Origin of the sequence: Rhodococcus sp. 15-725-2-2b (genome assembly GCF_002259075.1) — a bacterium.
GTDB lineage: Bacteria > Actinomycetota > Actinomycetes > Mycobacteriales > Mycobacteriaceae > Rhodococcoides.
The window spans coordinates 756,377-779,365 of sequence record NZ_NPFL01000006.1 but is presented as its reverse complement, the minus strand read 5'-3'; the positions used below and the strand labels follow the sequence as shown (position 1 = coordinate 779,365).

The following is a 22,989-nucleotide window of genomic DNA, read 5'->3' as shown; positions in this document are numbered from 1 at the left end:
GCCTGCGGAACGACCCAACTAGCGCAGGAGTGGAGCCTGCGGAACGACCCAACTAGCGCAGAACATCCGTTCCGACGAAGGGCACCAGAGCGTCGGGGACGCGGACGGTGCCGTCGGCCTGCTGGTGGTTTTCGAGGATCGCGACGATCCAGCGGGTGGTGGCGAGGGTGCCGTTGAGCGTCGCCGCGGTCTGGGGCTTGCCGTTCTCGTCGCGGTAGCGCACGCCGAGGCGTCGGGCCTGGAACGTCGTGCAGTTCGAGGTCGAGGTCAGTTCGCGGTAGGCCTGCTGGGTGGGAATCCAGGCCTCGCAGTCGAACTTACGAGCTGCCGAAGAGCCGAGGTCTCCGCCTGCGGTGTCGATGACGCGGTAGGGCACCTCGACGGCGGCGAGCATTTCCTTCTCGTATTCCAGCAACTTCTGGTGTTCGGCGGCTGCGTCCTCGGGCTTGATGTAGGAGAACATCTCGATCTTGTCGAACTGGTGCACTCGGATGATGCCGCGGGTGTCCTTGCCGTAGCTGCCCGCTTCGCGGCGGAAGCACGACGACCATCCCGCGTACCGTTTCGGGCCGTCGGCGAGGTCGATGATCTCGCCCGAGTGGTAGCCCGCGAGGGCTACTTCGGAGGTGCCGACGAGGTAGAGGTCGTCGGCTTCGAGGCGGTAGATCTCGTCTGCGTGTGCGCCGAGGAATCCGGTTCCCGACATGATCTCCGGCCGCACCAGCACCGGCGGGATCATCATGGTGAAGCCGTTCTTGACCGCTTTCTGCGCGGCGAGCTGCAGCAATCCCTGCTGCAGCAGCGCGCCGTAGCCGGTCATGAAATAGAAGCGCGAACCCGAGACCTTGGCTCCGCGTTCCATGTCGATGAGGTTCAGCGACTCGCCGAGCTCGAGGTGATCCTTGGGCTCGAACTCGAACTCCGGGATCTGCCTGACGGTCTCGAGCAGCACGAAGTCGTCCTCGCCGCCTGCGGGCGTGCCGTCCTGGACGATGTTCGAGATCGCGCGATGGGCCGTGTCGAGGGCTGCGTCGGCCTCGGTCTCGGCGACCTGGGCCGCCTTCACTCTGGCAGCGAGCTCCGACGCTCCGGCGAGCAGCGCGGGACGGTCCTCGGCGGAAGCCTTGCCTACCTGCTTTCCCAACGCTTTCTGCTCGGCGCGCAGCTGATCGCCCGCCAGCACGGCAGCGCGGCGGGAGGCGTCGGCATCGAGAAGCGCGTCGACGAGAGCGGGGTCCTCGCCTCGGGTGCGCTGCGAGGCGCGCACTGCATCGGGATTCTCGCGAAGGAATTTCAGGTCGATCACGAGAACGAACCTTACTTGCCGAGCAACCCCAGGTAGTCCTCGCGTCCGAACATCGTGGCGGCATCGATTGCCGACGGGTGACCGCCGTGTGGATCGGCTCCGCCGTCGACGAGCACGCGCACCACGTCGTCCTCACCTTTGAAGACCGCGCCCGCGAGTGGGGTCTGCCCTTTGTCGTTGGGCTTGTTCACATCGGCACCGCGCTCGACCAGCGCACGCACCGCATCGGTGTGCCCGTGGTACGCGGCGAGCATGACCAGCGTGTCACCTGATTCGTTGTGCAGATTCACCGGAACGCCTGCGTCGACGTAACTCGCCAGAGCGGCCGCGTCACCGGTGCGGGCCATCGTGAACAGTCGGCCGGCGAGCTCGCTGAGGTCGTCGTCACCTGTTGGGTCGCTCATGAGGACCGAACATACTCGGGCATGATGGAGGGTGATGTCCGGATACGAAACAGACTCTCCGCCGAGCGAGAAGTCTCGGCGAACACTGTCTGCAACCACAGCTCGACGCGGGCTGGCCATGGTTGCGGTCGGTGCGGTGCTGGCCGCGGGCGCGACGGTTTTTCTCTCCGACGGGTTCTCGACGCCCGAGAAGATCACCACCCATGCGACGGCCGGTGGGCCTGCGACCGATGGCCCCGTTTCGGCGTCGTCCTTCGGTGCCGCCGATCCGGGCGCATGCCTGCAGTGGACGCCCACCGACGATCCGGAGACGGACCGACAGGATCTCGCCGAAGTTTCCTGCGCCGATCCCCATCGCTTCGAGGTGGCTCGCGACATCGACATGAGCGTCTACCCCGGCGTCGAGTTCGGTCCGGGGTCGCCGTATCCCGGTTCCATCCGGTTCAGCGAACTGCGCGACGAACACTGCGAGGCCGCCGTCGACGACTACGTCGGAGCCAAGTTCGATCCCAACGGACGCTTCGGCGTCGGGCTGATGTTCCCCAGCCAGGCCGGGTGGGCCAAGGGTGAGCGGACATTGCGCTGCGGAGTGCAGATGCCGTCGAACACCGGTGCGCTGATGGAGATGACCGGCTCGATTCTCGACCAGGACCAATCGAAGGTCTGGCCGACCGGCACCTGCGTCGGCATCAACCAGAACGTGCCTGCCGATCCGGTGGACTGCTCGGCACCGCACGCGTACGAGGTGGCGTCGGTGATCAACCTGACGCAGCAGTTCCCCGGCGGACACCCGTCCGAGGCCGACCAGGACGCATACCTGGAAGCCACGTGCACCGACGCCGTCAACGGCTACCTCGGCTCGGACACCGCACTGCGAGACAAGACGCTCACCCTGTTCTGGGACACCATCGATGTCGCAAGTTGGCTCGCCGGTAGCAGGCAGGTGACGTGCTCGGTGGGCAAGGAACTCGATTCCGGCGGCTTCGCGACCATCGTCGGTACCGCCAAGGGCGACATCCTCATCAACGGTGCAGCTCCCGTCCCGCCGCCCTCCGCTCCCGACGGCCGCGCATTGCCGACACCACTGCCCGGTGCCGCCCCGATCACCACCGGAGGGTGACATTCCCACCCACATGACGCGTGTCGACTTCGAGGAAGCCGTGTCCGACGCACTCGACACCCTGCCGCGCGAACTCACCGACTTCATGAACAACGTGGTGGTTCTCGTCGAGGAGGAACACCCCACCGAGGACATCCTCGGACTGTACGAGGGCATCGCGCTGACCGAACGCTACGAGTACAGCGGCCACCTACCGGACGTCATCACCATCTACCGCAAACCGATCCTCGAGATGGTCGACGACGAAAACGAGGCCCGACGGGAAATTGCAATCACCGTCGCCCACGAAATCGGACATCACTTCGGCATCAACGACGAGCGACTGCATCAACTCGGATTCGGCTGAGCACACTCACTCCCCTCCCCCGGACCGCTCGCTCACCCTCGACCGGTTCACCCTCGCACCGCTCACCCCCGGACGCGTGAATGGACCATTGCACACGTCTGAGCGGTGCAATGGTCCATTGACGCAGAACCGGGCTACGCCGTGACTGCCTCGCGGCGGATCGGGCGTACTGCGCGGTCGGTGAGGAACGCGAATGCCAGTCCCAGAGTCAGCCACAGGGTCGCCTGGGTGGCCAGGGACGACAGTCGGAATTCCCAGAGCAGGGTGGCGGGGAAGTCCGAGCCGACCTCGTTCACACCGGGCAACAGTGCGTACCCGATGCCGACGATCACCAGGAACGCGAGCAGCGGTGCGCCGACGCGGATCGCCACCGAATGCTGCGATGCGACTGCCTTGGCGATGTAGATCCCGATCGCGACGGCCAGCAGACCGAGAATCACGGTCGCCAGCCACAGCCAGGTGCGCTGGGTGATGGTCTCCGGATCGCCGACCGCGGGCGGGTTGGCCGGGTACTTGAAGAACGGCACCGCTTCGATGGCCACCCATCCGGCACCGGCCCCGACCAGGGCCAGTACCGATCCCGGCAGGGAGCTGAAGCGTCGCCCGTAGTGCAGTGCCGAGGCGAAGATCGCGCCCAGGGCCAGGCCTGCGAGTCCGGTGGCGAGGAACAGTCCGACGCGTTGTCCGTCGCGACTGACGAGCGGGTCCTCGTCCCCGTGTGAATGTGCGGCAGGGGCGGCCTCGGTGGGATCGGCTCCGGTGTGATGGTCGTCGGCACCGGCTGCTTCTTCGATGGCGATGGCCGAGTCGATGTGTGGCTCACCGACGACGTAGGCGACGGCTCCCGCGAGCAGACCTGCGAGGAGTCCGGCGAGCAGACCTCGCACCAGGAGTTGGACGAAGGTGCCCTGCAGTGTCGGGCCGTGTGTGTCGGTCAGTGGCATGGCAGGCCCAGCAGGTGGCGGCCGTCGTGCATCAGTTCGTGCATGTACATGCCACTGCGGGAGATCGCGCCCTGATCGAAACCGACGAGGTAGAGCACGACGAAAGCGAGCAGAATCGTTGCGGCGACGATGACGGCAAGGGCAGCCGACTCCGTCGTATTACTGGGTGCGTGAATGATTGCCATGGTGTGTCCTTCTGGGATATGCGTCCCGTAGTCCCCGCTCGAAAACGGGGACGGCCATGCGATGAACGAGTTTTCTGACTCTCGAATTCGGACATATGCCCGACGTCGATCACAGTGGCGCAACCGCTCCGGATTTTCACCGGATTACCTGCGTACATCGCGTCTAACCTGCGAACTGTGGCACCGAACGCGATGCTGTGTCAATCGCTGTCCCGATCCACCGCAGCTCGATGCCCCAATGGCACGGTGCCTGAGCCACAACCACACGGTGCCTGCGCCACAATGACCCAGTGAGTGCGCCCGTGACCCGACTGATCCTGGTGAGCCACGCCAGAACCGACGCGATGCGCACCGGCCGGTTTCCCGGCGACGAACCACTCGACGACGCGGGTCTGCGGGACCTTGCCGCGGTGACCGACATTCCCCGAGCCGACCGCGTCCTGTCCGGCCCGGAAACCCGCTCGGTCTCCACGGCGCGCATCTTCGGCTTGGACATCTCGGTCGAACCCGCGTTGGCCGACATCGATTACGGCCGGTGGTCCGGTCTCGAGATGACCGATCTGCCCGACGCCGACGCGATGGCCTGGTTGGGCGATCCGGCGTTCGTTCCGCCCGGTGGTGAGTCCCTCGTCGCGCTGTTCTCTCGCGTCGAGATGTGGCTGAGTGGTGTCGGATCGACGCCTGGCCGCACGCTGGCGGTGACCTCTCCTGCCGTCGTTCGAGCCGTGGTGGTGCTGGTGTTGGCGGCCCCGGTGTCCTCGTTCTGGCGCATCGACGTCTCCCCGCTCACGCGCACGGCGGTCAGCCGTCGCGGCGGCGCATGGACTGTGGGCTCGGTGGCCCGGAAGTTCGTCTGAATTTTTCTCGCGTCGAGGGAACCGAACCGAACACGGCGGCGTCCTACCTACCGACAGCGCAAAGTTCTTCGATCAAGGAGCGTGGCTCATGACCGTCATCAAGGTGGATCCGGTGGCACTGCAGCTCGCCGCCTCTGAACTCGATGCCGTCGCCGCTCGCTTGCAGGCAGCTGTCACTGCGACGGCAATCCCCGTGCGGCCGCTACCACCGGGCACCGACGAGGTTTCGTTGCTGACCGAACGATTCTTCGGCACCGCGGCCGATACCTTCGGACCCGCTGCAGCACAAGGTATTTCGGAGTTGCTCCGGGCAGCCGAGGAACTGCGGAAACAGGCCGCGGACTACGTGGCCACCGACGACGACACCGCCGGGGGCCTGCCCGGCCTACCCGGTATCTGACGCACCGAACTCGACCGCAGCAGACAACGCTCGAACATCATGGGGGCCATCAGATGACGCTCGGAGTGACAGGTGTGGTGTGGCTGCCACGCACGGCGACGGGAAACTCGACGCGATTGCTCGGTCCTGGACCGGTGCCGTTGCATGTCGCCGGCGGTGCGTGGGGTTCGGTCGCTGCGGCGTTCACCGAGGCATCGGCGAGTATCGCCGCCGTCACCGCGGCACTGACCGCAGGCTGGGAAGGCGAGTCGGCACTGCTCGCTCAGGCTGCGCTCGGCCGCTTCGCGACCTGGACTGCCGCCACGGCAGTCAAGGCCGCGGCGCTCTCGGTCGAGGCCCCGGCGGCAGGCACCTCGTACGGTGTCGCGTTGGCGACCATGCCCTCGCTCGTCGAAATCGGAGCCGTGCAGGCCGCCAAGGTCACCGCCGCCTCGACGGGTGGCGTGATGAACGGCAGCTACGAGGCGGCCGAGGTGGCCGATCGACTGCTCGACATCCGCGCCGCGATGGTGATGGAGGGCTTCGAGCTGGTCTCCTCGCACCGCATCGTCCAGACCACGTTCGACCGGCCGCCGGCCATCGTCTCCGATTCCGGCACCGGCCTCGGCAGATTCGCCGACGGCGCGCTGATGACATCGCCGGTTCAGGCCGCGATCGGCGGTTTGATGGCCGCAACCCAGAATCCCGGTGTTGCCGCGGCGGCAGGTCAGATCGGTAGTGCTGCTACCTCCATCGCCAGTACCGGCGTCTCGACCGTGGCCACCGCCGCGTCCAACATCGGGTCGAGTGCACTGTCCGGCGGCGTCGGGTCCGGTGGTGGATTCGCGCCCGGCGTTTCGGCATCTCCTGCCGTCGGTCCGGCGTCCACGCGTCCGGTGTCGTACGGCGGCGGCGCAGGCGGAGCAGGTGGGCTCGGCGGTGGCGGCGGACTCCCTGGTTCGACGTTGGGGCCAGGAGGTGGTGGTTCGATGCCGGCCGGTCCAGGTCAGAGCGGCCCGACGGCGTTCGGCGCACCATCCCCGGCCGATAGCGGCCTCGCTCAGCGCGGAACGGGCGCGGCCGGCGCCCCGGCATCCGGCACGCGCGGGCAGGCCGAGGACGACGAACACCAAACCCCGGACTACCTCAAGCAGTTCGAGCACTTCGCGGACGGCCGCACCGTCGCCCCGTCCGTCATCGGCGCGGATCCGACCGTGCCGGACATCAACGGGAACGGCCGTTGATCGACTTGGGAACCGTGCCGGTGGGCCACACATTGCCGATCGCCTCACTCGGTGCGGACGAGATGGACTTCTTGGTCGACGAACTGTCGATCGTCGAGCTACCCGTCGTCCTGAACGTGTTCCCACGTTTCGACGACGCAGCTGCGTGGGATTCCGCATTGGAGCGTGGCCGCTGCTCCCTCGACTCGGCCGGACTGTCGGCCGGCGGCCGCGTCCACGAGGATCTTCGGCAGTGGATGCGAGTTCTCGAACAACCTCGCTGGTATGTCTCGGTCCGTGTGTTCGACGTCGAGAGTGCCGAGCCCGTTCCGGCCACTCGGATCTGCGTTGCATCCGACGGTCGGATGACGGTGTCGGCGGTGCGGCGAGACGACGTGGTCACCATCCGCGCCGTCGACGGTGATCCGGCCCGAGACCTCGCGTCGTCGATCGGCTCGGCTGCGTCGTTCGACCCGGGCAGCATCAACGCGCCCACCGATCTGCTGGCCGAGGCACTCGATGCGGCACCGAGCGACGTCGGAGCAACCGCGTCTCGGCTACGCGGAATCGGGATAGCGCCCGACCGCGCCGCGGCTCTGGCGTCGGCGATGGCCACGTGCGCAGGCAGAACCGAGATCACGGCCGTGGCCCGCAGCAACGGCACCCGCCATGTGGCCGGCAGACCGGTCGCCCTGTTCGACACCCGAGCCGGACGCATCCTCGCCACCTCCACCCTCGCCGCCGACGGCACGTCGTGGAGTTCACTGACCGGCGCAACGGATCGCCGAGTTACCGCTGCCCTGGCCGAGCTGATCTCATCGGCGCAGGGCCTTCTCGCTAACTGATCGGGTTGTCGGCCTCGTCGCTGCCCTTGCCCTCGAACGGTGGCAGGAACGTGCCCCACCGGACGCAGGACCACTCGCCGTCCGGCAGCGGGAGCAGCTCGACGGTGTGAGTGTTGTCGAGATGGTTGTCGGCCGCGAACGTGCCCTCGACGCCGGCCAGCACCGCCGCGACCAGTCGGATTGCGGCACCGTGGCTGACGACGACGACGTCGCCTGCGGTGTCGTCACCCAGGTACTGCGCGCGGAGGCCGTCGAGCACCGGGACGTAGCGCTCCAGAACCGAATGTCCGCTGTCGCCTCCGGGCACGGTCGCCGCCAGATCTCCGGCGTGCCAGCGACTGAAGATCTCGGTGAACTCCCGGTGCGCATCCGGGTCGTCGCGGTCCTCGAGATCTCCGGCAAAGGTCTCCTGGATTCCCTCGGTCACCAGCAGGGGAACCCCGGTAGCTCGCTCGATGTAGCCGGCAGTCTGCTTGGCGCGCAACGCAACCGAGGACACCAGCACCGCGGGTGGGCGTCCGATCCAGGTCTGCGCGTAGGCCTCGGCCTGCTGGTGCCCCAGCTCGGTGAGTTCGGCTCCCGGCGGTGAGGTGTCCAGTACCTTCGCGACGTTGGCCGTCGTCTGACCGTGCCGGACCAGAATCAGTTTGCCCATCACAGATCACCGCGTCCGGCACGAACGTCTGCTACCCACTGCACGTGTTCGTCGATCGGCGGCGGTACCGATCCACCCGTTCCCGTTGTGGTGGGCCAGGATCCGAGGAAGCGCAGGGGCATCTTGCGGTGAAATGCGGCCAGCATCTCCGCGACGAGCGGGTCGTCGATGTGACCCGCGCAGTCGACGAAGAACCTGTACGTTCCGAATCGTGAACGCGTGGGCCGCGATTCGATGAACGTGAGGTCGATGTTGCGAATTCCGAACTCGGCCAACGCTGCCGGCAGTGTACCCGGATCGTTCGGCGGCTCGAGCACCACCGAGGTGCGGTCGGCACCGGTGCGCGCAGGCACCGATTGCGGCGCGGTCACCAGCACGAAGCGAGTCCTTGCGCCCTCCACGTCGATGATCCCGTCGGCCAACTGCGGCAACTTCAGACGCTCACCGGCGAGCCGCGTCGACACCGCGGCATCGACCATTCCGGCCGCAACGTCTTCCGCTGCACCGGCATTGGACGACGCGGACTGCACCACGGCGTCGGGCATGGCAGCCTGCAGCCACTGGCGCACCTGATTGAGTGCGATCGGGTAGGCGCTGACCGTGCGGGCCGAATCGAGGGTGACACCGGGACCGCCGAGAATGGTGAAGGCCACCTCGATCTCGGTCTCGGCGACGATCTGCAACCGGCGGCCCTCCGACAACGCGTCGAGCGTCGGTGGAACCGCTCCCTCGATGGAGCTTTCGATGGGGACCACGGCCGCGTCGGCCGCACCCGATCGCACGGCCTCGAGCGCTGACGGCGGGTTCGACGCCGATATCCGCTCGACCGCCCCGTCCAGGCCGACTGCGCCGAACGTTCCGAGCCTCTCGAACTGAGCAAGCGCCATCTCCGTGAACGTTCCCGATGGGCCGAAGTAAGCGATGCGAGGCACGCCTCGAGGTTACTTTGTCGACGTCCGTGAAGCGATCAAACCGACGTCGACGAGCCGGGCGCGGGCGGCAGCAGCGTCGGCGATCTCGATTCCGAGCAGCACCTCGCGCACCGCCTCGGCCGCCTCGGGGATGAGTGCCCGCAGTGCGGCGACGTTCGGAGCGGCGAGGGCCGAGGCGATGTCGTCCCCGCGCAGCGACGCCACCGTCGCAGCAAGGATCGCGAGCACATCGTCGCCGGAGTCGGCGCGGGCGACGAGGCCCACATCGGCGTGCGAGACCACCGCGAGGACGTCGGCGATGCGCCGTGGGGTGTCGCCGACGTCGATGCCAGGAGTCCGGTGGGCGAGGACGACGGCCTCCGCGGTCTCGGCCACGTCGATCGCGTCGAACATCGGGAAGACGACCAACGGCGAGGGCAACCGCAGCGTGAGCGCATCGGCGAGGTGCTCGACCGGGGCGTCGACGTGGAACCGTACGGCCTCGTAGCCGCCGGTCCTACCGGCCCGGAGCTCGTCGGGGTCGATGTCGAGGTGCACCGCGATGCGCCCGAGGTCGTCCGATTCGGACAGTTCGAGCAGGGTCGAAGCCCGCACGACGGGCGGGCCGTACTCGGATCCACGCGGGGCAGCGGCGAGCGAGTGGGCGTCGGCACAGATCGGCTGCAGCAGTCCGTGGACGAGCGCGTTCGGGTCGGGTCGGTGTGGCACACCGAGGGTCAGCGGAATCGGCACGCCTCAACGGTAGACCCGGCCCTGGGTCGTTCCACAGACTCCACTCCCGTGGCCTGGGTCGTTCCGCAGGCTCCACTCCCGGGGCCTGGGTCGTTCCGCAGGCTCCACTCCCGTGGCCTGGGTCTTGCGATCCTCGCCACACCGCGCTAACTTAGGTTTGCCTCACCTATTCGCCTGACCGATCGCATCGGAGGAGCCCATGCTCGGCGCAACCACCACCGGACCGACCACCGCCGAACGCGTGCGCAGTGCCTGCATGCGCGCCGAGGGCGCAGCCCTGGCCATCGACGGCAGCGGCCCGGTGATCACGACCCTGCACCACCTTCGTCCCAACGGGGAGATGATCCTCGCCGTCCCCACCGACTCCCTCGACAGTGCGGTCACCGGGCAGTCCTCCCGTGCCGGAACGCCCGCCGTCCTCGAACTGACCGATCACGCGCCGCTCGCCCTGCGTGAGCCGGTGCGGTCGTTGGTGTGGCTTCGGGGCGATCTACGTCCGGTTCCGGAATCGCTGATGCGACCCATGGCCGGAGCGGTGGCCGCCGAGCATCCGCATCCGGCCCTGCTCGACGTCGGCCACACCACCTCGCTGATGCGTCTGATCGTCACCTCCGCCGTGGTCGCCGACAGCACCGGAGCGGAGCCGGTCGACGTCGACACACTGCTGGCCGCCGAACCCGATCCCTTCTGGGAGATGGAGACCAGCTGGCTCGAGCACCTCGATGCCGACCACCCGGACCTGCTGGCCCAATTGGCCCGACGCCTCCCGCCGTCGCTGCGGCAGGGTCGAATCCGGCCGCTGGGCATCGATCGCTACGGCATTCGACTGCGGATCGAGGGCGAATGCGGCGACAACGACGTCCGGCTGGGATTCACCGAGCCCGTCCAGGACGTCCTCTCCCTCAGTCGAGCGCTTCGCGTTCTCGCCGGTTGCCCGTTCCTGAACGGACTGCGCGCCCGCGGCTGACACCTCACCGCACGAAACAGGGCAGACTCGTGCGGTGATCGACTTCAAGAGCTGGTTGACGCCACCGCCGCCCGCGAGCACGGCTCCCCCGCCCGATGCCCGCGAACGCACCACCATCAAGGTCGAGATCGCGATCGTCCTGCTGGTGACGTTCGGCCTGAGCGGCATGAGCAGCATCCTCTCGCTCGTCGAGGACGCGCTGCAGACCGCTGCCCTGTCCGATCAGACCGTGGCGCTGAACTCGTCGCGGTCGAGTTTCAGCCTGATCGATCTGCTGTTCCAGCTGCTGAGCATCCTGCGTCTGTGCGCCTGGGGTGCCCTGGGGTTGTACCTGCTGTGGCGAGCCGATCTCGCACCACGAGCGATCGGGCTGGCCCGTCCGCGGCTGAAGATCGACCTCGGTCACGGCGTCGGACTGGCCGCACTGATCGGGCTGCCCGGCCTGGCGCTGTATCTGGTGGGCAACGCCCTCGGGTTCAACCTGAATGTCGTTCCCAGCGCCCTCGACGACCACTGGTGGCGCGTGCCCGCACTGATTCTGTACGCGCTGGCCAACTCCGGTGCCGAGGAGATCATCGTCGTGGCGTACCTGATCTCTCGCCTGCGCAGACTCGGTCTGAGCGAGAACGCGTCCCTGCTGTGCTCGTCGCTGCTGCGCGGCAGCTATCACTTCTATCAAGGTGTGGGCGGTGGTGTCGGGAACTTCCTCATGGGCCTGGTGTTCGGCCGCTACTGGCAGCGCACCGGCAGACTGTGGCCCCTGCTGATCGCGCACGCTCTGATCGACATCGTCGCCTTCGTCGGCTACGCCCTCCTGCGCGAACATCTGTCGTGGCTCCCGTGAATCGAACCTCGAGTAAGACCGCTGTTCCCGCGACGACGGTTACAGTCGATTCGTGAACGACGACGATCGCTACGGACGGCACGGCGCGCCGGACCGGCGCACGCCGCCTCCCGGTCGAACGCCGCCACCGAACCGCACGCCGCCGGCGGACAGATCCACGCCCGGCCGGCACGGTCGTCCCGATCCCGCGCCCCGGCAAGGTCCACCCCCGCAGCAGCCTCCGGGTCCACCGCGACCCCGTCAGCAGCCACCCGGGCAACAGCCGCCCCAGCCACGGCCCAACCGCCCGCCGCCCGGCCGACAGCCGCCCCCACGTGGGTATCGACCGGGCCAGCCGCCGCCGGAGGGTACCGAGTTCATCCGACGCGACGGCCGCCCCATTCCCGGGCCGGACGGGCCACCTCGGCCGACACCGGTTCCACGCGACAGCCCTCAGCAGGCCTGGTCGCAGGCACCCGAACCTCGTTCGGCACAGTCGTATCCAGCACAGTCGAATCCGGCTCGAGCGGATGCGGCGAATTCGACGCGTCAGTACTCACGTTCGCAGGACGATCCACCGGGTCGCACCGGATACGCGCCGCGTCAGCAGCCGGAGCCGTTCACCGAGGAGCGCAGGCAACCGCCTGCGCAGCGGGCGCTACGTCGCCCCGAACCTGTTCGGCCGCAACGTGATTCTCGGCCACCGAAAGCGGCGAAGCCGCGCAGGCGCCGACGCTGGGGACGACGCTTCCTGATCGTGTTGCTGGTTCTCGTGCTGGGTATCGGAGGTGTCGTCTACTACGTCGACAGCTCGTTGACGCGCGTGGACGCCCTCACCTCGTATCCCGGGCGCATCGGCGACACCCCCGGCACCAACTGGCTTCTCGTCGGGTCGGATTCGCGGGCCGGCCTGACGCCGGAGCAGGAAGCCGCGCTCGCGACCGGCGGCGAGGTGGGCCCGAGCCGCACCGACACGATCATTCTGATTCACATCCCCGAGGGCAGCGGCGCGCCGACGATGGTCAGCCTGCCGCGCGATTCGTACGTGTCGATTCCGGGCAACGGCCAGGACAAGCTCAACGCGGCCTTCGCATTCGGTGGGCCGCCACTGCTGGTACAGACGGTCGAGGGTGCAACCGGTGTGCACATCGATCATTACGCCGAGATCGGATTCGGTGGCTTCGCCGGGATCGTCGACGCGGTCGGTGGAGTGAACGTGTGCGTGCAGAATGCAATCGACGATCCGTTGGCGGGCATCAACATTGCCGCCGGTTGTCAGGATCTCACCGGAGCCGAGGCGCTCGGATTCGTGCGCTCGCGCGCGACGGCACTGGCCGACATCGACCGCATGAACAATCAACGCGCGTTCATGTCGGCCCTTCTGGAAAAGGCAACGAGCGCTTCGACTTTCCTCAACCCACTGCGGTTGTGGCCGCTGGTGTCCGACACCGTATCGTCGTTGAGCGTCGACGAGGGAGATCACATCTGGAACCTCGCCGCGCTGGCCTGGGCGATGCGCAGCGGCCCGGTGACCACGACGGTGCCGGTCGGCGGATTCCAGGACTCCGACGTCGGAAACGTTCTGCTGTGGGACGACACTCGCGCTCCGGCATTCTTCGACGCCATCGCACAGGATCGCGAGATCCCGCCGGAACTGCTGACCGGCGGCCCCTGATCGGCAGGCGTGAGCGGTGGGCGGGAGCGAAGCCTGCGGAACGACCCTGGGTTGTAGGTTGAGGACCATGACATCGCCGTCTGCCCAGCCCGCCGCCCCCGGTACGTCGTTCCACGACCTTCTGCGCGCCCAGGTCCGGCACGAGTTCACCGCTTCGCAGCAGTACGTCGCCATTGCGGTGTGGTTCGACCGCAACGATCTACCGCAGCTGGCCACGCGTTTCTACGCTCAATCCGCCGAGGAGCGTCGGCACGCGATGATGATGATCCGTTTCCTCATCGACAATCGGCTCGAGGTCGACGCGTCGGGCATCGACGACGTGGTGACGGCATTCCGGTCGGTCGTCGAACCGGTGGAACTGGCACTGGCTCAGGAGTCGACGGTGACCGAGCAGATCACCGCGCTCGCGCGCGCTGCCCGGGCCGACGGCGACTACATCGGCGAGCAGTTCATCCACTGGTTCCTCACCGAGCAGGTCGAGGAGGTGGCGGCGATGCAGAGTCTGCTCAACATCGTTCGCCGGGCCGGAACCAACCTGTTCGACATCGAGCAGTACGTCGCACGCGAGATCGGCTCGACGGTGATCCGCGCCACCAATGCCCCGAAAGAAGCCGGAAGAGCGTAGTTTGCGCCCTGCTCAGAGCGGACATTTAGGATTCACTGTATTAGGCTACGTTCGCCTCAATAAGGTTCGACTTGGATGACAACGCCTCTGACCAGGCATATCGTCCTCGTCATGAGCGTAGACATCAAAGAAACCAGCCACACCAAGTTCCATGCACTTCTCCGCGACCAGATTCGCAACGAGTTCAACGCCTCGCAGCAGTACATCGCCACCGCTGTGTACTTCGCGAATGTCGATCTGCCGCAGCTGGCCAAGCACTTCTACGCGCAGTCGGTCGAAGAGCGCAACCACGCGATGATGATCGTGCAGTACTTCCTCGATCGCGACATCACGGTCGAGCTGACCGGCGTCGACGCGTCGAAGTCCGTCTTCACCGATCCCCGTGAGGCCATCGCCCTGGCGCTTGCGCAGGAGGAGACCGTCACCGAGCAGATCATCGCTCTGGCAAGCACCGCACGCGAAGAGGGCGACTACCTCGGCGAGCAGTTCATGCAGTGGTTCCTCAAGGAGCAGGTCGAGGAAGTTGCCAGCATGAAGACGCTGCTCAACATCGCCGATCGCGCGGGCCACAACCTGTTCGATCTCGAGCAGTTCGTCGCCCGTGAGATGAACACCAGCGTGACGGCCGACTCGGGCGCACCCACCGTCGCCGGCGGATCGCTGTAGATCCCGCCGCACGTCTGGGCAAGTAGCGCGCTCATACGGGTGGCCGCCCGAACAAGGATTCTTGTTCGGGCGGCCACCCGATGTGCTTTCTCGAGCAATTCTTCTCGGCCGTACATCCGGCCGGGAGCCGTCAGCGCAACGTGACCTGACGACCGCGCAAGCCGTCACGTGAGCGAAGCTGCGCTGCCGTGAGCGGAGCGTCGACAGCGAGAGCTTCGCCCAGCTTGTCTCCGAATTCCTTTGTGGGCGCTGCCCATTCGGTGGGGTGCATCTCGGGATCGAGGTCGAACACCGGCACCAGCAGTCCATGTGTGCGGAACGAACCGGCGTAGCGCGAGCCCTCACCCAAGTTGAGATCACCCGCAGCGTGCAGCCGCGCGAGAGCGAGCATCACGTCGTCCTCACTCTCCGGACGAACCCACCGGATGTGCGCCTTGTCGCCGGCATCCACCCACCACGCCGCGACGACGCCGTCGGCTTCGATCCGCGCCGAGGGCATGATCGCCTGGTTCGCGCGCTCCACGGTGGCAGCCACATCGGCTGCGGGAGTGGCACTTTCGGGGATCCACCAGTTGAAGTCCTGATGGACGGTGATCTCGAGCAGCGCGGACGCGTCGAGCACCTCGGTCAATGCGGGGGTGGCGTCGGTGATCTTCGCGGCTTCGAGCGACTCACCCGCGGACGCGGTGGACACCCAGCCCAATGCGCTACTGATATCTGCTGCAACGTCTTTCGACTGCGTCTGCACCTGTAGGCCGACGAATCCCTCGACGGTGCCCCCGTCTTCGCGCACCAGTGCCGCGACGGCTCCGGGCAGTACCGTTGCCATCGTGATGGTGCGACCGTCCACGGTGATCGGCGCGGTTGCCGTCGCCGACGGGACGAACTCACGCAGCGCTACGAGGTCGCATTCGGCAGCGAGGCCTTCGAACGGGCGCGTCGACGCCGATTCGATGCTCGCCCGTTCCGCTTCCCGCTGCGCCAGCTTCGCTGCGCGGTTGCTGTCCTGCTTCGGTCCACTGTTTCTTTTGCTCTTACCCACGCCCGAAAACCTACACGTTCTTCGATTCGAGCCAGGCTCGCGTTCGACCGGGATGGTTGGTGGCAATCCAGCCGACACCGAGCTCGCGGCACAGCTCCACGTCCTCTTTCTCGTCGACGGTCCACACGTAACTGGCCCGGCCGGACGCTGCTGCGCGGTCGATGATGGCCGGGTGCTCACGTAGCGCACCTATCGACGGACCGACTGCGGTGGCCCCGACGGTCGTCGCCGCTCCCCCACCGAGGTAGTGCGAGCTGTCGCCGAGGAGCACCGTCGGAAGCATCGGAGCCGACCGCCGTACGCGCCAGACGGCCGATGGCGCGAACGACATGATGACCGCGCGCGAGTGGTCGGCCGACGCGGGTGCCCCGATCCCGAACGTGTGCAGCTCGGCGAGAACCTTGCTCTCGATCAGCGAGCCGTACCGCACGGGGTGCTTGGTTTCGATGAAGAGTTTGACCGGCTTGCTGGTCCAGTCCAGGACGAGCGAGATGAGGTCGTGCAAGGTCAGAAGTTCGGCGGGTTCGTCGGCGTCGCCGTAGTTGAGTCGGGCGAGTTCGGCGAAATCCATCTCGCTGACGATGCCGGTGCCGTTCGAGGTTCGATCGACCCGGCGATCGTGCACGCACACGATGTGCCCGTCCTTGGTGAGCCGCACGTCGCATTCGACGCCGTCCGCTCCCTCGCGCAGCGCGAGGTCGTAGGCGGCGAGAGTGTGTTCCTTCTTGGCCGCGGACGCACCTCGATGCGCGACGACCAGTGGCCCACGACGATCGGGACTCACGACGCCGTCACCGCCTCGGATTCGTACTCGGGTTCCTTGTCTTCGGGCTGTTTTTCTTCGGGCTGCTTCTGTTCGGGCTGCTGCTGTTCGGGCTGCTTCGGCTTCTGCTCGGTGCCGCTGGCGATCACCCAGCGGGTCGGTCGTGACACGGCGGAGCCGCGCAGCGTGCGGCCTTCCAGTCGGCGCATCACGGCCAGGGTCGATACGGCCGAGACCGCGGCCACCAGTGCCACGAACGCCGACAACAGAACTCCGTCGGCGCGGGCCTGAAGGGAATCACGCAGGTTCCACAACAGCTGGACGATCACCAGCGCATTGCTCGCTGCCCAGAGCGCCCACCAGATGCGAACCAGTGTCAGTTCGCGGTGCACGTCGGCATCGGCAGCGCCTCTGAGGCGGACCACCTCGGTGAGGTAGACCCCTGGCATCACGATGCGGACGAACGGCAGCATCGACATCAGCAACATCGTGCGCACCGAGCGCGGATCGGTGGAGCCGGCAGCAGCGAAGGTACGTCTGCGCCGGTCGATCAGCCAGCAGGACGAGGTGATCAGCGCCGCCAGACCGATGAGGAGTGCACCGACCTGAGCGAAGTACACCAAGGCGTCGGACACGGCCAGGGTGATCGGCGAAATCAGTCGCACTCGGTTGTGCAGCAGGATCCCGTACCTGAACACTTCGGCGAACGCGGCGAGCGCCAGCAACATCGCGGTGACGAGGACCAGGTTCTGAGCGTTGGCTGCGTATCGCTCGACGCGACCGATGCTGCGATCGGCCTCGGGGTCGCGGGGTACGTCGCGCAAGCCCCAGGTAGGTGTCGAGGTGTAGTGCGGCGTCGGGGTCGGCGATACGGATCGGCTGCGGGGCTCGGCTCTACTCGACGAGATCGCCGGTCGGGCTACCCATCGGAAGTTTCGGGCACCGTGCGCGGGTGCCCTGGTGGACACCGGCGAGAGCAGTACTCCGTGGCAGCGGGGGCACCACGTACCCGGCCGTGCGCCGACAGCCCAACGAGTGCTGCAGCGGGCACAGACCTGGAACGCCTGAGCGCGTCCCTGCGGTGCCGACATCTAGATGATTCTCGCTTCGTGGTCGTCGTCGCGCTGGATCGGTCGACCAGCGGCCTGCCAGGCGAGCATCCCACCGTCTACGTTGATCGCGTCGTATCCCACGCGGTTGAGGTATTCGACGACGCGCGCCGAGCGACCACCGGCTTTGCAGACGACGTACACCTCGGACTGGTTGTCGATCTCACCGGCGCGCGATGGGATGTCGCCCATCGGGATGTGAACGGCGTCGGGTGCGTGTCCGGCTTGCCACTCGTCGTCCTCGCGCACGTCGAGCAGGATGGCCGCCGTCGGGAACGGCACCGGAAGACGATCGACGGTGACGGCGGGAGACTGCTCGGGATGCGACACACCTCGATCTTGTCACGCGTCCGCGCGGGCCTGCCACCCGTGTCCTTTCGACCGAAGCGCCGTCTCGCTATGACCTGCGTCACTCGAGTCACATGAGTTATCCACAGTATCCACAGATCGATCCACAGAATCGGGGCCTGTGCCGGTTTCTATCCACAGGTCAAAGCTCCGAGTCGGTCTCGCGGTGTACCGAATACCAACTCCGCCTGTGGATCGATGGTGATTTGACACAGCCGTCGTCTGCGCTTCCGATAATCCGCTGTTTAGGCTGGCGAACATGACTTCCACAGAGCTGCGCGTCTTCACCGAACCGCAACAAGGCGCCACGTACGACGAACTGCTCCGCGTCGCGAAAGCTGCCGAGGAGTTCGGCTACGGCGCATTCTTCCGGTCCGACCACTACCTCGCGATGAGCGGCGACGGCGGCCCCGGCCCCACCGATGCCTGGATCACCCTGGCCGGGCTCGCCCGCGAGACCTCGACCATTCGGCTCGGCACCCTCGTCACCTCCGCGACCTTCCGCTACCCGGGGCCCCTGGCCATCAGCGTCGCCCAGGTCGACGCGATGAGCGGTGGTCGCGTCGACCTCGGGCTCGGTGCGGGCTGGTTCGAGGACGAACACAAGGCCTACGGCATTCCGTTCCCGCCGCTCGGCGAACGCTTCGACCGACTCGAAGAGCAACTTGCCGTCGTCACCGGACTCTGGAACACACCCGTCGGCGAGACCTTCTCGCACGCCGGCACGCACTATCCCGTCACCGACTCCCCCGCGCTGCCCAAGCCGGTGCAGACACCGCACCCGCCCATCGTCATCGGCGGCGGAGGCAAGAAGCGCACCCCGGCACTCGCCGCGAAATACGCCGACGAATTCAACATCCCCTTCGCCTCGCTGGCCGACACCGAGACCCAGTTCGGTCGCGTCCGCGCAGCCTGCACAGCCGCCGACCGCGACCCCGACTCCCTCGTCTACTCCAACGCCCTCGTCCTCTGCTGCGGCCGCACCGAAGAAGAAATCGCACGACGCGCCGCCGCCATCGGCCGCGAGGTGTCCGAACTACGCGAGAACGGTGCCGCAGGAAGCCCAGCCGAACTCGTCGACAAAATCGGCAGCTTCGGAGCCATCGGCGCGACCCGCGTATACCTGCAGACCATGGACCTCACCGATCTCGATCACCTCGAACTCGTCGCATCCGAGGTTCTTCCGCAGCTCTGACCGACCAGAAACCGACCCGCCCGAGTCCACTCAACGTGACATCGACTGCCCAAAAGTCCACTGAATGTCACATTGAGTGCCCATGGGGGGCTCGGTCAGGCGGCGGATCGGGTGCGTAGGCGTGAGTAGTGCGCGCTGATGTGTCGTGCGGCTGGCAGTTCGATCCAGCGGTAGATGATTTCGGCGAGTGCGGCGGTGCCGGCCAGGAATGCCAGGACGGCGGCGGTGGGGCCCAGGTGCGGTTCGACGGTTGCGTAGATGCGGTAGAGCACGAGGGTGTGGATCAGGTAGATCGCGTAGCTGCGGGTGCCGATCCACTTGACGACGGGCCAGCGGGTGATGGGTCCGTCGTATCGGGCGAGGACGAGGACGGTGCCGGTGACGACCAGCAGGGTCCAGAGGTAGGTGCCGCCCATCCAGAAGGTGTGGACTTCGATGGCCAGTCGGATCACTTCGATCTGGACGATGACGCCGAGGACGACCCATCGCCAGGTGATCAGTCGTGCCCATCCGAGGTAGATGATCTGGCCGAGGAACAGGGTCGGGAGTACGCCCGCGACCTTGGTCAGGAACGGGATCGTGTAGGGCTGCGGGAGGTAGAGGTTGTAGACGATCACCAGCGCGCACAGTGCTGCGCCGACCAGTGGCACCACGATGGGCCTGGTGCGCAGCGTTCCGCGCATGGAGATGCAGTAGAGGTAGAACACGATCTGCACGACGAGGGTCCAGGTGACACCGAGGACGGCGACCTCGGGTCGGAGGAAGAAGCCACCGAGGAAGAAGCTGAGAAATGCCTCCCCGTTGGTGATGCCGGGTTGGCCGCTGAACATTCCGTTGAGTCCGAGCTTGACGAGGATGACGGCCATCGCGATGGCGAACCAGAGGGCCGGGACGAGGCGGGCGAGACGAGCGACCATGAAGTCCCGACGCGATTGCCGCATGGCGGATCGGGTGATCAGCAGGCCGGTGAGCAGCATGAAGATGCTGACGCCGACGAAGGACAGGTGCATGTTGAGGCCGGCGTCCTGGATCAGGACGGTGTCGACGACGTCGATCATCCACCAGCCGCCGCCGACGTCGTCGAGCAGATAGAACGAGATGTGCGAGTAGAGCACCGCGAGGACGGCGATGACGCGAAGGAGGTCGGCACCGTCCATCTGCACTCGGGGCGCGATCACCGGCTGTACGGCGACGGACTCGTCGACCGTGTTCCGGCTCGGTCGGTCCCCATCCACACCCTGGAGTTTAGGTTCCGTTCATGTATTGGACCAATCCGCAGCCGATGCGCAACTGTTTCGTGATATTCGGAGCGGATTCACAGCCGAACAATTCGACTGTCTCGTTCACGCGAAATTATTCCGAGAAAAGCATCTCGGTTACAACTGTTGCACTGGGGGTAGGAATGAGATTGGGTTGAACCCTACGAATGATCCGCAGTAGGACGAACGTGCCCGCATCACACGATGGGTACGGCGTCGTTAGAGAAGGGAACCACGTGTCCGAGTACACCTTGCCCGACCTTGATTTCGATTACTCCGCCCTCGAGCCGCACATCTCGGGCGAGATCAACGAGCTTCACCATTCCAAGCACCACGCCACCTATGTCGCAGGCGCCAACACCGCGGTCGAAAAGCTCGCCGCAGCGCGTGACAACGACGATCATGCAGCCATTTTCCTGCTGGAGAAGAACCTCGCGTTCCACCTCGGTGGCCACGTCAACCACTCCATCTGGTGGAAGAACCTCTCGCCCAACGGTGGCGACAAGCCCGAGGGTGAGCTTGCTGCCGCGATCGACGACCAGTTCGGTTCGTTCGACAAGTTCCGCGCACAGTTCACCGCTGCCGCCAACGGCCTGCAGGGCTCCGGCTGGGCAGTTCTGGGCTACGACTCGCTCGGCAAGAAGCTGCTCACCTTTCAGCTCTACGATCAGCAGGCCAACGTGCCGCTCGGCATCATCCCGCTGCTCCAGGTCGACATGTGGGAGCACGCCTTCTACCTGCAGTACAAGAACGTCAAGGCCGATTACGTGAAGGCGTTCTGGAACGTCGTCAACTGGGCCGACGTCCAGGCTCGTTTCGAGGCCGCGACGTCGAAGACCCCGGGTCTGATCTTCCCGTAACCGAGGAGATCGCCGACAGTCGAACAACTGCGAGACAGGGCCACCGCATCCATTGCGGTGGCCCTGTCTCGTCGAACGAGTCATGTCTTCGCTGCCGCAGGGATCGCCCGAATAGAGGCGATACCGTGGTCGAGCATCGCGAATGCCCGGCAGAGCAGGGGGCGGCTACGTCTCGGCTGGCACTCTCCCCATCTTGTGTGCCAGCCGTTTTCACGTCATTCTCTTCCTACCCAACGTCGTGTACCCGGCTTCGAGCCCTGTACCTGTCTGGGAGGAATGCGCAATGGACGATCGAGATCTCATCGGTGTCTCGCCTTTTCACGCCGCCGGTCTGCTGCGCGGATTCGTGATCTCCGGCCGCTGGCCGGACACCACCAAGGAATGGGCACAATTTCTGGCCCTCGCCGTGCGGGTGGCCTCGATGCCGGGCCTGTTGGCGACGTCGACGGTGTTCGGGGTGCGGGAGGAGTTGCCCGACGACCCCGCGCCGGGGACGGTCGGCTTGGTCGTCGCCGAGGGTCCGGTGATCGGAGATTTCGCGTTGGCTCCCGGACGGTTCGCCGCGCAGCAACCCGCCGCATTGCTGATGCTGCATCCACCGTCGGAGACGACACCGACACTCCCGGAGTGTGCGGGCGCGGCGTCCGGCTGCGTTCTGCTCCCCGGTCTTCCGCATCTCGGCCTCGATCACCGGGCGGCGTGGGTGGAGGCCGAATCCGACGGCACCGTGACCTCGATGGTCAGCCGGGTCGGCCTCGATCCGATCACCGATCCCGACACCGCAGTTTTGGCAATGCTCCTCGCCTCCTGACCGCTCCCCGCACACGATTTTTCGGGTGCCCAAACTTATTGGCGCATTGGACAATTCGCGAAACGGCACTTAAAGTCGTCTGCAGCGAAGGGGAGTAGCCCCCAATCAACGTGTCGACATACTGGTCGTAAAACTGCGACCCGGCACCTGAACCGGTTCTTCCGGTGGGCGAGACCTTCGGTCCGTTCGACGACCGAGGAGTCTTCTGTGCTGTCCGCATTACTGTTGAGTTTCGCTGTCATTTTCGTCGCCGAGCTGGGTGACAAATCCCAGCTCATGGCCATGACATTCGCCCTGCGCTACAAGTGGTACGTCGTCATCGGCGGCATCACCGTCGCCACCACCGTCGTGCACCTGGTCTCGGTCGCGGTCGGCCACTTCCTCGGGGTGTCGATTCCCACCGAGCTGATCTCCATCGTCGGCGGCGTCGCGTTCGTCATCTTCGGACTCTGGACGCTGCGCGGCGATTCCCTGTCCGACGACGAGGGCGCGAAAGCCTCCCGGGTCACCAAATCTGCGTTCCTCGCGATCGCCTCGGCGTTCTTCCTCGCCGAGCTGGGCGACAAGACGATGCTGGCCACCGTCACTCTCGCGGCCGACAACGACTGGGTCGGCGTGTGGATCGGCTCGACGGTCGGCATGGTCGCGGCAGATGCACTCGCCATCGTGGTCGGCGCAGTGCTCGGAAAGCACTTGCCGGAACGCATCATTCAGTACGGCGCGGCCATCCTGTTCTTCGTCTTCGGTGCCGTCCTGTTCTTCGAGGGCCTGATGCCGGGCACCGCAGCCCCGTACATCGCTGCCGCAGCGGTTGTCGTGATGTCCGCCGTCGTCGTCGCCGTGTTCGTTCGACGCTCCCGCACCCGGGCCGCACGTGAATCGGAGAAGCAGACCACCATCGAACGCGCCTGACCTTGG

27 protein-coding genes are annotated in these 22,989 nt (G+C 66.3%); 15 read left to right on the top strand and 12 right to left on the bottom strand.

The features are described 5' to 3' along the window. Positions 1-52: 52 nt before the first annotated feature. The gene (serS, locus tag CH306_RS09585; RefSeq protein ID WP_094646368.1) at positions 53-1,306 is read right to left on the bottom strand and encodes a serine--tRNA ligase; all 1,254 of its coding nucleotides are present in this window, start codon (positions 1,304-1,306) and stop codon (positions 53-55) included. An 11-nt stretch (positions 1,307-1,317) separates the two neighbouring features. Further along, a complete protein-coding gene (locus CH306_RS09580; RefSeq protein ID WP_032396456.1) occupies positions 1,318-1,710 on the bottom strand; it encodes an ankyrin repeat domain-containing protein in 393 nt (130 codons plus the stop codon). Positions 1,711-1,744: 34 nt separating this feature from the next. On the opposite strand from CH306_RS09580, the gene CH306_RS09575 reads away from it, so the two are divergent. After that, on the top strand, positions 1,745-2,830 hold the full coding sequence (locus CH306_RS09575) for a septum formation family protein (protein ID WP_032396457.1): 1,086 nt from the start codon (positions 1,745-1,747) through the stop codon (positions 2,828-2,830). A gap of 13 nt (positions 2,831-2,843) precedes the next feature. After that, positions 2,844-3,176, top strand: coding sequence for a metallopeptidase family protein (locus tag CH306_RS09570; protein WP_094646367.1), 333 nt, complete (start codon positions 2,844-2,846; stop codon positions 3,174-3,176). Positions 3,177-3,310: 134 nt separating this feature from the next. Here the strand turns inward: CH306_RS09570 and CH306_RS09565 are convergent, their stop codons facing one another. After that, positions 3,311-4,120 carry a CbtA family protein gene (locus CH306_RS09565; RefSeq protein ID WP_094646366.1) on the bottom strand — a complete coding sequence of 270 codons (810 nt, stop codon included), beginning with the start codon at positions 4,118-4,120 and terminating at the stop codon, positions 3,311-3,313. Then, positions 4,111-4,305 (bottom strand): CbtB domain-containing protein, encoded by a 195-nt coding sequence (locus tag CH306_RS09560; protein WP_032396459.1) that lies wholly within the window; start codon positions 4,303-4,305, stop codon positions 4,111-4,113. Before CH306_RS09560 ends, CH306_RS09565 begins: the two co-directional genes overlap by 10 nt. Positions 4,306-4,595: 290 nt before the next feature. Between CH306_RS09560 and CH306_RS09555 the strand changes: the two genes are divergently transcribed. From CH306_RS09555 to CH306_RS09540, 4 genes are all read left to right on the top strand, one after another. After that, positions 4,596-5,162 carry a histidine phosphatase family protein gene (locus tag CH306_RS09555; protein WP_094646365.1) on the top strand — a complete coding sequence of 189 codons (567 nt, stop codon included), beginning with the start codon at positions 4,596-4,598 and terminating at the stop codon, positions 5,160-5,162. 88 nt (positions 5,163-5,250) lie between these two features. Continuing rightward, entirely contained in the window at positions 5,251-5,562 is a 312-nt protein-coding gene (locus CH306_RS09550; RefSeq protein ID WP_094629298.1) for a PE family protein, read from the top strand. Positions 5,563-5,615: 53 nt separating this feature from the next. Beyond that, positions 5,616-6,785: a PPE family protein gene (locus CH306_RS09545; RefSeq protein WP_256981110.1), complete on the top strand. Its 1,170-nt coding sequence runs from the start codon at positions 5,616-5,618 to the stop codon at positions 6,783-6,785. Beyond that, a complete protein-coding gene (locus CH306_RS09540; RefSeq protein WP_094646364.1) occupies positions 6,782-7,609 on the top strand; it encodes an ESX secretion-associated protein EspG in 828 nt (275 codons plus the stop codon). Before CH306_RS09545 ends, CH306_RS09540 begins: the two co-directional genes overlap by 4 nt. Here the strand turns inward: CH306_RS09540 and CH306_RS09535 are convergent. Genes CH306_RS09535 through CH306_RS09525 form a run of 3 tightly spaced genes read right to left on the bottom strand, consistent with a single transcriptional unit; the run spans position 7,602 to position 9,928 of the window. Further along, positions 7,602-8,267, bottom strand: a complete 666-nt coding sequence (locus CH306_RS09535) for a histidine phosphatase family protein (RefSeq protein ID WP_094646363.1) — start codon at positions 8,265-8,267, stop codon at positions 7,602-7,604. The two genes, CH306_RS09540 and CH306_RS09535, sit on opposite strands and share 8 nt — an antisense overlap. Next, on the bottom strand, positions 8,264-9,196 hold the full coding sequence (gene pheA, locus CH306_RS09530; protein ID WP_045197959.1) for a prephenate dehydratase: 933 nt from the start codon (positions 9,194-9,196) through the stop codon (positions 8,264-8,266). Before pheA ends, CH306_RS09535 begins: the two co-directional genes overlap by 4 nt. A gap of 9 nt (positions 9,197-9,205) precedes the next feature. Further along, a complete protein-coding gene (locus tag CH306_RS09525) occupies positions 9,206-9,928 on the bottom strand; it encodes a hypothetical protein (protein ID WP_094646362.1) in 723 nt (240 codons plus the stop codon). 199 nt (positions 9,929-10,127) lie between these two features. Here CH306_RS09525 and CH306_RS09520 point away from each other — a divergent pair, with 199 nt between their 5' ends. From CH306_RS09520 to CH306_RS09500, 5 genes are all read left to right on the top strand, one after another. Further along, positions 10,128-10,895 carry a DUF2470 domain-containing protein gene (locus CH306_RS09520; protein ID WP_032396466.1) on the top strand — a complete coding sequence of 256 codons (768 nt, stop codon included), beginning with the start codon at positions 10,128-10,130 and terminating at the stop codon, positions 10,893-10,895. Between the two features lie 34 nt (positions 10,896-10,929). Next, positions 10,930-11,739, top strand: coding sequence for a CPBP family intramembrane glutamic endopeptidase (locus CH306_RS09515; protein ID WP_032396467.1), 810 nt, complete (start codon positions 10,930-10,932; stop codon positions 11,737-11,739). 358 nt (positions 11,740-12,097) lie between these two features. After that, on the top strand, positions 12,098-13,393 hold the full coding sequence (locus CH306_RS09510) for an LCP family glycopolymer transferase (RefSeq protein ID WP_373453969.1): 1,296 nt from the start codon (positions 12,098-12,100) through the stop codon (positions 13,391-13,393). Between the two features lie 67 nt (positions 13,394-13,460). Further along, entirely contained in the window at positions 13,461-14,018 is a 558-nt protein-coding gene (locus tag CH306_RS09505) for a ferritin (RefSeq protein WP_094646361.1), read from the top strand. A 111-nt stretch (positions 14,019-14,129) separates the two neighbouring features. Beyond that, the gene (locus CH306_RS09500) at positions 14,130-14,684 is read left to right on the top strand and encodes a ferritin (RefSeq protein WP_032396487.1); all 555 of its coding nucleotides are present in this window, start codon (positions 14,130-14,132) and stop codon (positions 14,682-14,684) included. Between the two features lie 130 nt (positions 14,685-14,814). On the opposite strand, the gene CH306_RS09495 is transcribed toward CH306_RS09500, so the two are convergent. The 4 genes from CH306_RS09495 to CH306_RS09480 are packed head-to-tail and all read right to left on the bottom strand — an operon-like array spanning position 14,815 to position 17,928. Further along, positions 14,815-15,726 (bottom strand): DUF5926 family protein, encoded by a 912-nt coding sequence (locus CH306_RS09495; RefSeq protein WP_094646360.1) that lies wholly within the window; start codon positions 15,724-15,726, stop codon positions 14,815-14,817. Positions 15,727-15,736: 10 nt separating this feature from the next. Next, a complete protein-coding gene (locus tag CH306_RS09490) occupies positions 15,737-16,510 on the bottom strand; it encodes a glycerophosphodiester phosphodiesterase (protein WP_032396470.1) in 774 nt (257 codons plus the stop codon). Further along, a complete protein-coding gene (locus CH306_RS09485) occupies positions 16,507-17,580 on the bottom strand; it encodes a DUF4328 domain-containing protein (protein WP_094646359.1) in 1,074 nt (357 codons plus the stop codon). Before CH306_RS09485 ends, CH306_RS09490 begins: the two co-directional genes overlap by 4 nt. Continuing rightward, positions 17,581-17,928 (bottom strand): rhodanese-like domain-containing protein, encoded by a 348-nt coding sequence (locus CH306_RS09480; RefSeq protein WP_032396471.1) that lies wholly within the window; start codon positions 17,926-17,928, stop codon positions 17,581-17,583. 277 nt (positions 17,929-18,205) lie between these two features. Here CH306_RS09480 and CH306_RS09475 point away from each other — a divergent pair, with 277 nt between their 5' ends. Further along, the gene (locus CH306_RS09475) at positions 18,206-19,141 is read left to right on the top strand and encodes an LLM class F420-dependent oxidoreductase (RefSeq protein ID WP_032396472.1); all 936 of its coding nucleotides are present in this window, start codon (positions 18,206-18,208) and stop codon (positions 19,139-19,141) included. Positions 19,142-19,236: 95 nt separating this feature from the next. Here the strand turns inward: CH306_RS09475 and CH306_RS09470 are convergent, their stop codons facing one another. Continuing rightward, complete coding sequence (locus CH306_RS09470) at positions 19,237-20,376, bottom strand: acyltransferase family protein (protein WP_254923918.1); 1,140 nt, start codon at positions 20,374-20,376, stop codon at positions 19,237-19,239. A 260-nt stretch (positions 20,377-20,636) separates the two neighbouring features. Between CH306_RS09470 and CH306_RS09465 the strand changes: the two genes are divergently transcribed. The 3 genes from CH306_RS09465 (at position 20,637) to CH306_RS09455 (ending at position 22,983) form a co-directional block, all read left to right on the top strand. Beyond that, on the top strand, positions 20,637-21,260 hold the full coding sequence (locus CH306_RS09465; RefSeq protein ID WP_045197953.1) for a superoxide dismutase: 624 nt from the start codon (positions 20,637-20,639) through the stop codon (positions 21,258-21,260). Between the two features lie 283 nt (positions 21,261-21,543). Next, a complete protein-coding gene (locus CH306_RS09460) occupies positions 21,544-22,071 on the top strand; it encodes a peptidase (RefSeq protein WP_094646358.1) in 528 nt (175 codons plus the stop codon). Between the two features lie 207 nt (positions 22,072-22,278). Further along, positions 22,279-22,983, top strand: coding sequence for a TMEM165/GDT1 family protein (locus CH306_RS09455; protein ID WP_032397121.1), 705 nt, complete (start codon positions 22,279-22,281; stop codon positions 22,981-22,983). Positions 22,984-22,989: the final 6 nt, after the last annotated feature.